This window comes from Bacillus sp. BSL6, assembly GCF_052928345.1.
The window spans coordinates 70,599-85,031 of record NZ_JAVGCW010000011.1 but is presented as its reverse complement, the minus strand read 5'-3'; the positions used below and the strand labels follow the sequence as shown (position 1 = coordinate 85,031).

14 protein-coding genes and 1 riboswitch are annotated in these 14,433 nt (G+C 34.8%); of the genes, 6 read left to right on the top strand and 8 right to left on the bottom strand.

Features of this window, described 5'->3' with window-relative positions:
* Positions 1-127: 127 nt before the first annotated feature.
* Positions 128-2,086, top strand: coding sequence for a S9 family peptidase (locus RCJ96_RS24940; RefSeq protein WP_074608910.1), 1,959 nt, complete (start codon positions 128-130; stop codon positions 2,084-2,086).
* A gap of 118 nt (positions 2,087-2,204) precedes the next feature.
* Positions 2,205-2,771, top strand: coding sequence for a DUF4256 domain-containing protein (locus RCJ96_RS24935; RefSeq protein ID WP_074608908.1), 567 nt, complete (start codon positions 2,205-2,207; stop codon positions 2,769-2,771).
* A 71-nt stretch (positions 2,772-2,842) separates the two neighbouring features.
* Here the strand turns inward: RCJ96_RS24935 and RCJ96_RS24930 are convergent, their stop codons facing one another.
* The 4 genes from RCJ96_RS24930 to RCJ96_RS24915 form a co-directional block, all read right to left on the bottom strand.
* Entirely contained in the window at positions 2,843-3,349 is a 507-nt protein-coding gene (locus tag RCJ96_RS24930; protein WP_000236340.1) for a DoxX family membrane protein, read from the bottom strand.
* Between the two features lie 240 nt (positions 3,350-3,589).
* Positions 3,590-4,507: a sigma factor regulator N-terminal domain-containing protein gene (locus RCJ96_RS24925; protein ID WP_270796097.1), complete on the bottom strand. Its 918-nt coding sequence runs from the start codon at positions 4,505-4,507 to the stop codon at positions 3,590-3,592.
* The gene (locus RCJ96_RS24920; protein ID WP_000514136.1) at positions 4,507-4,998 is read right to left on the bottom strand and encodes an RNA polymerase sigma factor; all 492 of its coding nucleotides are present in this window, start codon (positions 4,996-4,998) and stop codon (positions 4,507-4,509) included. Before RCJ96_RS24920 ends, RCJ96_RS24925 begins: the two co-directional genes overlap by 1 nt.
* 140 nt (positions 4,999-5,138) lie before the next feature.
* Entirely contained in the window at positions 5,139-6,440 is a 1,302-nt protein-coding gene (locus tag RCJ96_RS24915) for a DUF5068 domain-containing protein (protein WP_074608903.1), read from the bottom strand.
* A gap of 439 nt (positions 6,441-6,879) precedes the next feature.
* Between RCJ96_RS24915 and RCJ96_RS24910 the strand changes: the two genes are divergently transcribed.
* The gene (locus tag RCJ96_RS24910; RefSeq protein ID WP_416504585.1) at positions 6,880-7,656 is read left to right on the top strand and encodes an SDR family oxidoreductase; all 777 of its coding nucleotides are present in this window, start codon (positions 6,880-6,882) and stop codon (positions 7,654-7,656) included.
* 37 nt (positions 7,657-7,693) lie between these two features.
* Here RCJ96_RS24910 and RCJ96_RS24905 read toward each other — a convergent pair whose 3' ends face one another.
* The 4 genes from RCJ96_RS24905 to RCJ96_RS24890 form a co-directional block, all read right to left on the bottom strand.
* Entirely contained in the window at positions 7,694-8,362 is a 669-nt protein-coding gene (locus RCJ96_RS24905; RefSeq protein WP_000428874.1) for a methionine ABC transporter permease, read from the bottom strand.
* Positions 8,337-9,377, bottom strand: coding sequence for a methionine ABC transporter ATP-binding protein (locus tag RCJ96_RS24900; protein ID WP_446699871.1), 1,041 nt, complete (start codon positions 9,375-9,377; stop codon positions 8,337-8,339). The genes RCJ96_RS24905 and RCJ96_RS24900 overlap by 26 nt, the downstream gene beginning before the upstream one ends.
* A 12-nt stretch (positions 9,378-9,389) precedes the next feature.
* Positions 9,390-10,202 carry a MetQ/NlpA family ABC transporter substrate-binding protein gene (locus RCJ96_RS24895; protein WP_074608898.1) on the bottom strand — a complete coding sequence of 271 codons (813 nt, stop codon included), beginning with the start codon at positions 10,200-10,202 and terminating at the stop codon, positions 9,390-9,392.
* A gap of 86 nt (positions 10,203-10,288) precedes the next feature.
* Positions 10,289-10,403, bottom strand: a riboswitch (SAM riboswitch).
* Positions 10,404-10,484: 81 nt separating this feature from the next.
* Entirely contained in the window at positions 10,485-11,393 is a 909-nt protein-coding gene (locus RCJ96_RS24890; RefSeq protein WP_000643888.1) for an NAD(P)-dependent alcohol dehydrogenase, read from the bottom strand.
* Positions 11,394-11,539: 146 nt separating this feature from the next.
* On the opposite strand from RCJ96_RS24890, the gene RCJ96_RS24885 reads away from it, so the two are divergent.
* The 3 genes from RCJ96_RS24885 to RCJ96_RS24875 all read left to right on the top strand — a co-directional run bounded on the left by RCJ96_RS24885 (position 11,540) and on the right by RCJ96_RS24875 (position 14,382).
* Positions 11,540-12,304, top strand: coding sequence for a DUF6612 family protein (locus RCJ96_RS24885; protein WP_000720045.1), 765 nt, complete (start codon positions 11,540-11,542; stop codon positions 12,302-12,304).
* Positions 12,305-12,415: 111 nt separating this feature from the next.
* A complete protein-coding gene (locus tag RCJ96_RS24880; protein WP_416504586.1) occupies positions 12,416-13,852 on the top strand; it encodes an FAD-binding oxidoreductase in 1,437 nt (478 codons plus the stop codon).
* Positions 13,849-14,382: an MFS transporter gene (locus RCJ96_RS24875; protein ID WP_000222369.1), complete on the top strand. Its 534-nt coding sequence runs from the start codon at positions 13,849-13,851 to the stop codon at positions 14,380-14,382. Before RCJ96_RS24880 ends, RCJ96_RS24875 begins: the two co-directional genes overlap by 4 nt.
* Positions 14,383-14,433: the final 51 nt, after the last annotated feature.

Here is a 14,433-nt window from a genome sequence, read left to right as displayed (position 1 = left end):
CCCACTGATGGAATTTCACTTTTATTTATCTGAATTTTCCATTAGCATTTTAAGTATCTGTGAACAATTTCCTTTATTATGACAAAAAGAGACGAGAGATTTATGGACATTACAAGGGGGCATATGGATGAAAGTGAGTGAAAAAACATATTTAAGTATAGAAGAGATTATTTCATTACCAACCTTATCAAGTACCAATATAAGCGATGATGGCAAAAATGTAGCATTTGTTAAGAGGACAGTTAACTGGAAAGACAATACATATAGAAATCATGTATGGATATATGAAAAAGGTAAAGGGCAGAGTTATCCATTAACAAATGGGGATATAGATAGTACATGCCCGTTATGGTCTCCAAATTCTAGGGGTATTGCATACCTTAGCCCTGTTGGTAATGAGGGAAATCAAATCTTTGTTAAGTCATTAGATAGTTATGGTGGGGTGCAAATTACTAATGAGGAAGAAGGGATCAGTACATTCAAATGGGATCCTACCGGTAAAGGTTTTTATTATATTGCACAGTCAAAAGAATGTGAGGAAATAAAGAAACGTAAGGACCTATATGGAGATTTTCAACATGTAGGTAAGGAACATCAGAATAATTGTTTATGCTACATTGAAATAGAAAAGGTGATACAAAATGATAAAGAGGAACGAGAGATTAACGGTGTTTATCAATTAACTGGTGGTAAGGATTTTTATATCCATGGATTTGATATTTCAAATGATGGGAAAAATATTGTATGTATGGCTACCCCAAGCCTAAACGATCATATGAATGGTGACCTATACATATTAGATGTTGAAGCTGGGGAACTGCAAAAGATGAATGTAGATAGGTTGTTGGGCGGGAGCGTTTGCTTTTCTCCTGAGGGCAGCAAAATATGTTACTCAGCAAGCATAAGAGAGAAGGAGTATTATAGAAACCATATACAAGAAAGTACATTAGAGATATATGATATGAATACTGGGGAGGTACTTCAGCCTCTAACAAACTTTGATAGTACGGTTATGCCATTACAGTGGACAGCTAAAGGAATTTTAATTAGATGGCAGGATAAAACAAATTACCTTATTGGTTTGCTAGCTGAAGATGGCACTGTGGAAACATTAAGCGAAAAAGTAGATGGCTTTATAATGGATGCCTCTATAACAAGAGATGGAAATCATATAACCTATAATAAGGCTATAACAAATGAAACCTTTGAAATCTATTTGGATGATAAAAAAATAACGAATGAAAATAGCTTTTTCGAAGGGAAGCTTAAAAGCAACAGGGAAATCATCTCATGGCAAAGTAGTGATGGTCTTGAAATAGAGGGTGTTTTATCAACACCAGTAGAGTTTGACGCAAATAAAAAGTATCCTTTATTAGTAGTAATTCACGGTGGTCCGGCTTGGGCATCCTTTCCGATATTTTCAGACTGCTTCAATGAGAAATATCCAATTGAACAGTTTGTTGAAAAGGGCTTTATCGTTTTAGAGCCAAACTATAGAGGAAGTTCTGGTTATGGTAATGAATTTTTAAAAGCAAACTATAGAAAACAAGGATTTGCTGATTACGATGATGTTATATCTGGAGTGGATGAACTAATTGAAAAAGGGATGGTAGATAAAGATAGAGTAGGAGTTATGGGATGGAGTAACGGAGGATATATATCAGCTTTCTGTTCTACATTTAGTAGTAGATTTAAAGCTATTTCAGTTGGGGGAGGAATTACGAACTGGAGTACCCATTATGTAAATACAGATATCCCTTACTTTATTAGAATGTATTTAGGAAATACTCCATGGAATGATCCAAATATATATAAGAGAACATCACCAATGACATATATTAAATCAGCATGTACACCTACCTTAATTCAACATGGGGAAATGGATGTAAGAATACCAATTACAAATGCATATGAGCTATATCAAGGGTTAAAGGATATGGAAGTTGATACAGAATTAATTATATTTAAAGGAATGGCATATAGTTCTGACCAACCAGGAGTTCATGTGGCTATTATGAAGCAGAACTTGATGTGGTTTTCACATTATATTCTTGGAGAAAGTATGGAGGGTTTTAGTACTATATAATGGATATCCGCACAGGGATTATTCGTTGTGCAATCGGGCCAGATTGTTGTAAACTGCAAGTAAACCATTATTGAGAAGATTTAAGTGGTTATAAGGAAGCTTAATTCGGAGGACGAATATGACAGAGAATAAAAATGAGTTATCTGTAGAACAACGTGAAGAACTATTAAAAGTATTACAAGCCCGTTTTGAGAAAAATATGAACCGCCATGAAGACCTTGAATGGGCTAAAGTTGAAGCGAAGCTGGCTACTAATAATGAAAAATTGTGGTCACTTAATGAAATGGAAGTAACAGGCGGTGAGCCGGATGTTGTTGGTTATGATGAAGAGAAGGACGAGTATACTTTCTATGATTGTTCAAAGGAGAGTCCTAAAGGGCGCAGAAGTCTCTGTTATGATCTGAAAGCGTTAGAATCAAGAAAAAAACATAAGCCAGAAAATAATGTTATTGATGTTGCAAATGCTATGGGTATTGAACTATTAACAGAAGAACAATATCGGGAATTGCAAAAACTTGGAGATTTTGACATGAAATCATCAAGTTGGGTACAAACACCTTCAGATATTCGAGAACTCGGTGGTGCGCTATTTTGCGATTATCGCTTCGGGCATGTTTTCGTGTATCACAATGGGGCAGATTCTTATTATGCTGCCAGAGGTTTTCGTGGCTCGTTAAGAGTTTAAATTTGGAGTAAACAAAAAAGAGCCTATACGCAGGCTCTTTTTCTTATTTATATTTTAAGAGTAAACCGTTACTACGCAGTTTTGCTTAATTTATATGTTCCGTGGCTGTTTTTACGGAAAAGTTTTGGGAAAACATAGCCATCTAATCCAATACGTCCGGCGTTCTGTCCTGCAACTAAAATGAACATAGTTAAAATAAGCAGGTTTGGGTTTACACTAACAGTTCCGCTTAATAAAAATGCAAGATTCATTATGATTCCGAAAAATGCAGCTGTTTTTGTTAATCCGCCTAAAATCAAACCTAGACCTACTAAAATTTCTCCCCATTGAACTAAAAAGCTAAATAGGTCTGCATTTGGAAGAACAAAGTGTTGAAGGAAATCTGCCCACCAACTTTGTACGGCAGGGTGGTCACCTGATGCTTGAGCAATAGCACCCTTTAGAAAACCACTTGCGTCAAAAGATTGTCCAAAGACTTTGCCGATTCCAGCAGCGAGCCATGTATATCCTATGTAAAGTCGTAAAAATAATAATATGAAAGCAGCACGTTTATCAGTTCTTAAAAAATTGATAACCATTGAAATCCCTCCAATATTGTATTTACAAGTTTATTATATATCCATTGTGAAAAAATTCACAATGGATAAAGTGTGAACAAATATATGATTTTTTATTTATAAAATTGCACCTAAAATATTATGAAGTTTATTTTTGAAAATTAAGCAATAAATGAGAGATGGGAGCTATCTATTGTAGCGGATAGCTCCCGTAGTAAACAGTTTTATGTGTGTTCTTTAAGTTCATCTGGGCGTTCCTTATTATTTCTCCGGTTTTATATAAGGAACAACTTGTGCAGTAACCCCTACAGAAGCACCGCGAACAAAGTCTTGGTTTTCTAATACCTTAAAGTTTTCCGTTTTCCCAGTTAGCATAACCCCTAAGATTTTCACTTGATCAAATGGTTTGTTCTTGTTTGCTTTTAAAAACTTCTGGATATCTTCGTCATATCCATCGTCATCGTATTGTTTAAGGGAGTCAAAGAACCTTTTGTACGCTTCTTCAGGCTCTTTTTCTGGATCAAATCCGTAAACTTGCATACCGGCAGGACCTTTGCTTTCGTCTTTAATAGGTGAGACCATATATAGCCATACGATATTTAAGTTGTCTGGTATTTTTGTTTGAATTTCTTTTAATGTATAAGGTTGATTGAAAGAGATAGCAACTTCCGCTACATAGTTTTCCATTGTTGAAACGGCACTTAATTCATTTTTGACTCCATTATGATATTCTTTGATAGCCGGATTATAAAATGTAGCAACTTTATTTTTCGTTTGTTTATCATAATTATAAGCCTCTTTACTAGAGCTAGACCAATAAGATCCTGGTATTAACTCGTTGTAATCGATATTAGAGCGAAACCAATCGTAAGAGCTTGTCAGTGTATTCCATCGTACTACGTAACCGTTAATGTTTTTAGAGCGATTAGATACGATATTGCCGCCAAACATAGAAGAATTACTCGTTACTTGAGAATCAATTTGCACATTCGGTTCTGCAATTGCGTTATGTAAAAAGAGATGTTCGTGCAGCTTCGTAGAACTTTTCGCTGCGAAGTAATTGCCAACCTTGTACATTATAGGAATCAGCATGACTACAACGATAATAGAAGTAATAATGATTTTAAGTAACTGTTTCCTTTTAGCTTTTTTTAATGCATCTTTTAAAGAAGTATCCATTAAGTTTTTCCTCCTACTGTAGAATGAATTGTTTTACGTGCACGATGTAATTTTTGTTTAACACTGTTCACTTGAATATCTAGTATTAAGGCGATTTCTTCATATGAAAAATCATAATAATATTTTAAAAAGAAGGCTTCTTTATATTCTAGTTTTATATCTTTTAATAGATAGAAAATCTCATCTTTATTTAAAACAGCATCTAATTCTCGGTCTGTATATTGTAGTTTTGAATAAATCTCTTCAGTTAAATAGATGTTTTGCTGCTCTTTTTTTCTCTTCAAGTCAATGTATTCGTTTAATGCAACCCTAAAAAACCATGGACGTATGTTATTCTCTGTTAGGTCATCTAGCAACGTATATACTTTATAGAAAGTATTTTGGATGATGTCTTCTGCGTCTTCTTTTATAGCCCCTTTCGCTAGTAATAGTTTGAACACTTCCTCCCCTAAATTGATAAGATAGGAGGTCAATATATTTTCTTTTCCCATCATTTTTCCCCCCTATACTTATACAACGGATAGGTAATCATAAATGTATACACTTAAATGAAAGTTTTGTTCTTGATACAAATAGAAAAGGCATATAACAATCATATGTTATATGCCTTTTCTATTATATATTTAGTAATTTATTTAGGTAATGTAAACTTAGCTTTTTTACCTTGTGAAATATCTTTAGCTTCTTTATTTCTCATAGGTCCTAACTCAATCTCAAAGCTTTTATCTTTCCAAATCTTCTCATACTGCTCTTGATCTAAAATAAATACTTGCAGTAACTCTCCAGATGTTCCCGTTTTGACTGAAGCGTTATAGTCGTAATTTAGTAGCATACCTTCATTAATCGTATATTGTGTACCATCATTTACTCTCAATGTAGAGCTTATAGGAGATAGTGAAACGTCTTGAGTATCTTTGTTATCAAGCTTGAATTTCACCGTTAATAGAACAATACCGTTTTTGAAATTTGCAAAGCGCGGTGCTTCGACGGAATTTGGTGTGAATTGAGTAAATTGGTATCCATCTAATGTAACATGAACAGCGCCTAATTCTTGGCTGTTATTAATACTTGATTTCTCTTTTAACATTTTTTTATCGCCCATGTTATTAGCTGTAGCTTTATCTTGGTAGAAAGCTTTATCTGTTGCAACCTTTTCAGCACCTTGTTTGTTTAAACTTAATGAAAAGCTTCCGGGACTGCCGATTGGAGCATCGAATTTTCCTTTATTAGCTTGTGCAGTTGGGACTGTGACTGAGACTGTTGAGAGACTTGAAATTTTTGCTAGATCATCTTTTCCAAATGGATACGCGATATAACCAGAAATAGTTTCTCCTGCTTTTACTAAGTAATCATTCGTTGGAGCAAGCTTAGTTGGCAGTTGATCTTCTTTTGGAATTAAATCTTTATAGTTACTATATACTTTCTGCGCACCAGTAAACGATATGTCCAATGCTGGCATATAATAAATATCTTTAGCTGAACTATTTTTTACGCTATAGTTCACAAGAATGACTCCGCCCTCTGTTTGACGGTTAAATGGAATGTTAAAGTCCGTATGGAATCCATTTAATTCAACTAATGTATAACTGTTCATCGATACTGAAATATCTTCAGATTTATAGACTTGTGGTTCCTTATTTTCAAAAAGAACTTTTGTTTTTCCGCCTGTTTCTTTTTCCATGTAGGAAATAAGTTTAGAATAATCGCTGGAGCTAGTAGCGGTATTTTCCGTCTTTTTATCTTCAGTTTTCTTGTCTTCGGATTTTTTTTCTTCAGGTTTATTTTCTTTTGTTGTATCCGTTTTTTCTGTTTTGTTTTCTTTGGCTGCATTTTCTTTTTGTTCTTTATTTGTCGTATCGCTTTGACCACAGCCGGTTATTACAAAAGCTGCTACGATTACTGCAGAAAATAAAGAAAGTAATTTTTTTGACATGTTTCTTCCCCCTATTTGTTTAAAACTAAACTCTCACATTAGCCCCACGTTTTATTATAAGAAGGCTAGTCAATATTTACCAGTGTTTTTTCTGATTATTTCCATTATTTAAATATTGTAATATAATAAATTTGATGGAAGTTTGGAATGGAATATTGGTTTTTATTTTTTTATCATTTGAAATATTACACCATATTGTTATGATAGAAATAGAGGTATATGGAAAGGAGACAAGGACTCAATATGTGGATGAACTTGTAATGATTAGAAATTAGATAGATGAATTTTTCTCTCATAAGTGAGGGGTTATTTGGCTATCTGTAAATCATGCAAGGACTGCATATTTGGCTTGTGCGTCCCCTTTGTAAGGATAGATACTTATGTGGGGAAATTCATATCTCTTATATAAAATATGCGTCCTTTAAAATTGGAGGAGTATATGATGAATCAATTAAAAGATAAAGTAGCAGTTGTTACAGGTGTAAGTCGTTTAGATGGTATAGGCGCAGCAATTTGTAAAGAATTAGCTGAGGCTGGATACAATATATTTTTTACGTATTGGACAGAGTATGATAAAGAGATGCCTTGGGGCGTTGATCAAAGTGAACAAATACAATTACAAGAAGAGTTACTAAAAAACGGTGTGAAAGTATCGAGTATGGAGTTAGATTTAACTCAGAATGATGCACCGAAAGAGCTTATAAATAAAGTTACTGAACAACTAGGCTACCCTCATATATTAATTAATAATGCAGCGTATTCTACGAATAATGATTTCTCTAATTTGACTGCTGAAGAATTAGATAAGCACTACATGGTCAATATTCGTGCGACTACATTATTAAGTAGTCAATTTGCCCGAGGATTTGATAAGAAATCTGGTGGTAGAATTGTGAATATGACTTCGGGGCAATTTCAAGGGCCTATGGTTGGAGAACTGGCGTATGCAACAACGAAGGGGGCTATTGATGCTCTAACTAGTACGTTGTCAGCAGAAGTAGCTCATTTAGGAATAACAGTGAATGCAATTAACCCAGGTCCAACTGATACAGGCTGGATGACTGAAGAGATAAAGCAAGGATTAAAACCAATGTTTCCTTTTGGCAGAATTGGTGAGCCAAAGGATGCAGCAAGACTCATTAAGTTTTTAGTAAGTGAAGAAGCAGAGTGGATTACGGGACAAGTTATTCATTCAGAAGGTGGATTTAAAAGATAAGAAGAAGGTATCTCATCCTGGTGAGATACCTTCTTTTTTAATCTTTCTTCAACCTTCGTGCAATACCATTCCCTAAAGACTGTAATCCTTGAACGAGGATAATTAAAATAAAGACAGTTGCATACATTACTTCAGGTTCATAGCGTAAATGTCCGAAGCGATATGCTAAGTCCCCTAGTCCACCAGCACCTACAAGGCCAGCCATTGCTGTTGCGCCGATTAAGCCAATCGTTGCAATTGTTAATCCAAGTACAAGGGAGGGACGAGCTTCTTTCACCATAACGTGCCAAATAATTTTTATAGTAGAAACGCCCATCGCTTGATAGGCTTCAATCACACCACGATCTACTTCTAATAATGCGGTCTCCATCAATCTTGCGATATAGGGAGCAGTGAAGACGACAAGCGGTACGATAACACCTTGCACACCAATGGATGTTCCCATTAGAAATTTTGTAAAAGGTAGAATGAAGAATAATAGAATGATAAATGGAAGAGAGCGAATGATATTAATAATTGTATTAAGAATTGGATAAATGATTTTGTTTTCTCGCTGTCCACCAGGTCTCGTTAAAACAAGTGTGACACCAAGTGGCAGTGCAATAAGGATCGAGATGAGTAATGAAATAGATGTCATTTGAAAAGTTTGTATGGTCGCCTCCCATATAACTTTACCCCATTCATCCAAAAAGGACTTGTTTTCCATGGCCTGTTCTACCTCCTTCTACGATGATTCCCTGTTCTTGTAAAAATGATAAAGCACGGTTGATTTCATTTTGTTCCCCTTGCATATGAATGATAAGTTTCCCGTATGCTTCATGTTTTAATTGAGTAATATTACCGGATAAAATATTCGGATATACTTGGAATCGTTTTGTAGCGACAGCTAATGCTGGTTCTCCTGAAGAATTTCCTATAAAAGAAAGAGTTACAATTTCACCAGTAGTTTGAAGTTCTTTTTGTACATCTTCTGGAATTTTTGCTGCAAATGCACTATTTACAAATTTCTTCGTTGTTACATGTTGTGGGTTTGTAAAAATATCTTTCACAGTCCCGCTTTCAACTACTGTTCCATGTTCCATAACAGCAACTCGGTCGCATATACGCTGGATGACATTCATTTCATGTGTAATTAATAAAATTGTAATCCCGATTTCCTCATTAATCTTTAATAATAGGTCAAGAATAGAATCAGTTGTTTCTGGATCTAAAGCGCTCGTTGCTTCATCACTTAATAACACTTCCGGTTCATGTGATAGTGCACGCGCGATGGCTACACGTTGTTTCTGGCCACCAGAAAGTTCACTTGGATAGGCGTCTTTTCGATTAAAGAGATCGACAATACGTAAATACTTTTCTACCCTTTTTTCAATTTCTACTTTTGGAATGCCAGCAAGGCGTAAAGGTAGTGCGATATTTTCATAGACGGTAACGGTTTTAAGTAAATTGAACCCTTGAAAAATCATCCCGATTTTTTGTCTCGCTTTTGCTAGTTCTTTTGTAGACAGTGTTGTTAAATCTTGCTCGTTTACAATAATATTTCCTGTTGTTGGTTTTTCTAATAAATTTACACAGCGAATTAATGTACTTTTGCCAGCGCCACTATATCCAATGATTCCAAATACTTCGCCCTTTTTTACTTGGAGGGAAGTAGACTTAAGAGCTTCCACATTCCCCTTTTTTGTTGTAAATACTTTGGATACATTTTTTAATTCAATCATTATCGTCAGCTCCTACCAAGACGGTAAAACAGAACCATCAAATTTTTTCTCGATAAATTCTTTTACTTCTTTAGATTGATAAGCTTTCTTTAATTTATTTACAACAGCATCATCTTTATTTTCAGTACGAACAACGACCCAGTTTACATATGGTGAATCTTTTCCTTCACGGAAGATAGAATCTTTCGCAGGGCTTAATTTTGCACCTAATGCAAAGTTTGTATTAATGGCAGCTGCTTTTACTTCACTTAGTTGTGTTGGTAATTGAGATGCCTCTAATTCAACGATCTTTAAATTTTTTGGATTTTCAATTACATCTTTTGCAGTCGCTTTTTCTGTCGCTTTTGGATCAACTTTTAAAACACCTGCTTTTTCAAATAGTTTTAAAGCTCGAAGTTCATTCGTTGGATCATTCGGTACAGCAATTGCATCGCCCTCTTTTAATTCTTTTACATCCTTTAAGCTTTTTGAATATACGCCCATAGGGAATGTTACTGTTGAAAATACTTCAGTTAATTTCATATTACGTTCAGCTTTAAATACGTCTAAATATGATTTCGTTTGATAGCTATTTACATCAAGGCTTTTTTCATCGAGGGATACGTTCGGTGCTACATAATCATTAAATACTTTTATATCAATTTCGAGACCGTCTTTCGCTGCTACTTCTTTTACCTTTTCAAAAATTTGTTCATGTGGCCCTCCTGTTACACCGACAGTAATCTTTTTCTCATCTAACGCTTTTACTTCTTTATCTGAACTCCCGCTACATGCGCTTAATAATAATACAGCCCCACTTACAATGCTTAATAATACTTTCTTCATCTATAATTCCCCCTTAAATATACGTTCCAAAATAAAAAGCACCTCTCAAAAATAAGAGAGGTGCCGAATAGACAAAATAGATTCCTCTCTTATCTTCCAAAACGAGAACTCGTTTTGCAGGAATTAGCACCTTAGCTTATACGTTATAAGCTCGGTTGCCGGGCATCATCGGGCCAGTCCCTCCGCCACTCTTGATAAGAGTATGTGTATGTAGTTTTTTTAATATGGTACTAATAGTAAATCTTACAAAAAGAATTGTCAACGTTATTTTCTGAATATATTTTATTTTAAGGTAATCGAAACGTTCCCCTTTTTATGCCCTTTTTCTACATATATATGAGCTTCAGCAATTTCTTCTAATCGGTAAGTTCTATCAATAACAGGCTTTAAATTTTCTGTTTCAGTTAGTTTTTTTAGTAGAAACATATCTTCTTTACTTACCTTTGCCATCATTCCATTAACAGATACATATATTCCATTAGGTGTTAATACTTGTTTACAAAGGGATTTTTTATATTTTCCAACTGCATCAAATATAACATCATAGTATTCCCCCTGCTTAGTAAAATCTTCTTTCGTATAATCGATTACTTTGTCAGCCCCTAAAGATTGCACGAGTTCAAAATTTGAATGACTACAAACAGCTGTAACGGTTGCGCCGAAATATTTAGCAAGTTGTACGGCAGCTGTTCCTACTGATCCAGATGCGCCATATATGAGTACTTGTTGCCCCCTTTTTATACGGGCCTTTCTTAGGAAGTGTAGTGCCGAAGTTGCGCCAAAGGGAATAACTGCTGCTTCCTCATACGTTACATTGGTAGGTTTTAATGCTACTAATCCACTTTCATGTACACATGTATATTCTGCATAACCACCGACATTAAGCTCTGTTAATGCAAAAATTTGATCTCCTTTTTTAAATTGAGTTACATCTGTTCCTATTTCTTCGATTTCGCCGGATAACTCTACACCGAGTATAGGCTTTCTCGGTTTTCTAAAACCTAATATGATTCGCATAGGAATCCAAAATAAGAGAGGGCTATTAAACCCACGTATTCTACAATCTCCAGTCGTTACACTCGTTGCGTGGATCTTGACTAATACTTCGTTCTTTTTAGGTATAGGTTTCTCTATATTTTGAAGCTGAAGAACGTTAGGTGGTCCATACTGTGTGCAAATGATCGCCTTCATAATGACCTCCTGAAATGAGTTGTCGTTATTTACATCATATTTAAACTCTTCATTAAACATGTCGCTATATAGCGAATATAGATTGAAATTTATATAGATTTCATAGGAAAAGAGATGATATTATTTTGGGAAAGGGGGGCGGAATTATGAAAAAAATTATTTTTATTTCAAGTTTAGTGCTTGCAATCAGTCTAGGGGTAGGATGTAGTAATGAGAAAACAGCAAAGACGGATGAGCCGAAAAAAGAATCCGTTCAAAAAGAAAAGGAATTAACGGCGAAAGATGTTTTCAAGAAAACGAATGAAGCTTTTAAAAATGAAGAACATGTAACGATGACATATGGTGTAGGGGTAAAAGCTGAGGGAACAGAGATGGATATATTAAAGGCTAAGATGCAATTAGAGCCAAAGACAAAGAATTCTCGTTCTGAAATGAATATTTCCGGTACAGATGTTGTAGTGTATACTGTGGATGGTAAAGTTGCTGGTGAGGTAAAAAACCCTAATACAGGAGAAGTTATAACCGTACCAGAGGAGCAATTAAACGCTGGTGGAATGAAAGCGACTCAAGATATTATAGATAAATTAGAAGTACCGGAAGTAGTTTTAGATAAAATGAAGCTGGAGAAAAGCGGAGATAAATATAAACTGAAATTTACATTAAAAGGGCAAGAAACAGAAAGTATGTTAACTAGCATGGATGAAACGCAGAAGAAAATGTTACAAGCACAAAACGCGAAGATAGAAGAAGTGGATGCAGAATATATCATTACAAAAGATTTTAAATATGAATCAGCAAAGATAGACATGATTATGAGTAGTAATGGCAAGGATAAAGCACACATTATTACGAACGCAAAATATACGTCGTATGAAAAGTTTGACCCAATACAATTGCCAGCAGCAAAGTAACAGTTTTGATAAGGAGGGACCTAAAATAAGGTCCCTCTTTTTTGTATTCTTTCTTCATAGGAAAATAGGTACAATATAAAGAGGAAAAGATGTAGAAGAGGAGAGTGTCATTTGAAAAAAGGAAAGATAGCGGTGGTCATTGTAGCATATACAGTGTTGCTTGCAACGTCTGTACATACATATAAAAAACAACTCGATCATCCTATTATGAGTGATGTAGGTAAATTGCTTCCGACAAAAATAAAACGTGTTGAAAGTGCTACTGATGAGCAATCGTTAATAAAATTAGTGCAAGATGCAAATGTTTCTGGAGAGAAGATTTCTATTGCTGGTATGCAACATAGCCAAGGCGGACAGACGTATTATCCACATGGTACGATGCTTGATATGAAAGGGTATAATAAAATATTAGAATTTGATCCAGAGAAGAAGCGCATTACAGTTCAAAGTGGTGTCACGTGGAATGATATTCAGAAGAAAATAAATCCATATGGTCTTGCTGTTCAGGTGATGCAATCGCAAAATATTTTTACGGTTGGTGGTTCATTAAGTGTAAATGTACATGGTCGTGATATTCGTCATGAGGCATTGATTGATACAGTCGAATCATTTCGATTACTAATGGCAGATGGCACTGTACGTAATGTAAGTAGAGAAGAGAATGCGGATTTATTTCCTTACGTCATTGGCGGTTATGGGTTATTTGGTGTCATTTTAGATGTGACTTTAAAGTTAACAAATGATGAATTATATGAAACGCATACGAAAATGCTAGATTATAAAGAATACACGTCTTATTTCAAAGAAAAAGTGAAAAAAGATGCTAATGTTCGTATGCACTTAGCTCGTATTTCTGTTGCTCCAAATTCATTCTTAAGAGAAATGTATGTGACAGATTATACATTGGCACAAAATCAAAATATGAGGGAAGAGTATAGTGAACTAAAAGAAGAAACTATTATAGCAGCGCCGAAATTTTTACTTGGATTATCACGCTATAGTGATTGGGGAAAGAATACGTTTTGGGATATACAAAGAAGTTATTTCGAACGTACAGATGGAAAGTATGAGACGCGAAATAATGTTATGAGGTCAGATAGTGCCTTTATGGAATATGAAAATCCGAATAGGACAGAGGTGTTACAAGAATATTTTGTGCCTATAGATTCTTTTACGGAATACATAGATGATTTACGTAACGTATTAAATGAAGAAGAGTTTAATTTGCTTAATATTACGATTCGTTACGTGGAAAAGAATGAAAATGCAGTTTTATCCTATGCGAAAGATGATATGTTTGCACTGGTTCTTTTAATTAATCAAGGGCGTTCTGAAAATGAGATAAAGAAAACAGAGGATGTTATTCAGAAGATGATTGATGTTACGTTAAAGCATAACGGTAGTTATTATTTACCGTATTATTCTTATCCAACGAAAGAGCAGTTAAAGAGAGCATATCCTCGTATAGAAGAGTTTCTTCAGAAGAAAAAAGAAGCGGATCTAAAAGAGAGATTTGTGAATTTATTTTATAGGGAGTATACGAAATGACATATAGAAGATTTGTAGCTTCACAAAGCATCATTATGATGGCTGGAAGTATGGTATTTCCTTTTTACATTCTATTGCTTCGGAATGTTGGAAATAGCTTCTCACAGTTTGGCTGGGCATATGGCTTATTTGCCTTAACTTCAGCTCTAGTATATCCGTTAGTTGGAAGAATCTCTGATAGAGTAGGTGATAGAAAGTTACTAATTATATACGCCTGGTCTATGGCAATATTAATGCTTTGTTTTCCTATTGCAACAGAAGTATGGCATGTATACATTCTTCAAATTTTAATGGGTATTTTAGGGGCTGTGCAGCGTAATACGGAGAAGACTTCGTTAGCACGAAAAGTTGTACAAGAAAATGCTGGTTATGAGATTGGAAAATATCATGTGTGGACATCGATTGGAGGAGCAGTAGCAATTATTGCAACAGGATATTTAGTAGATTTCTTTACGATCGGCACGATTTTTTATATTGCATCTATCTTATATGTAGTGAGCGGAGTTGTACTAAGTAGTAAAAAAATATAACAATTCCCATTTTTACCTGAATAACCTTTATTTGTTATACTAAAGGGGAAG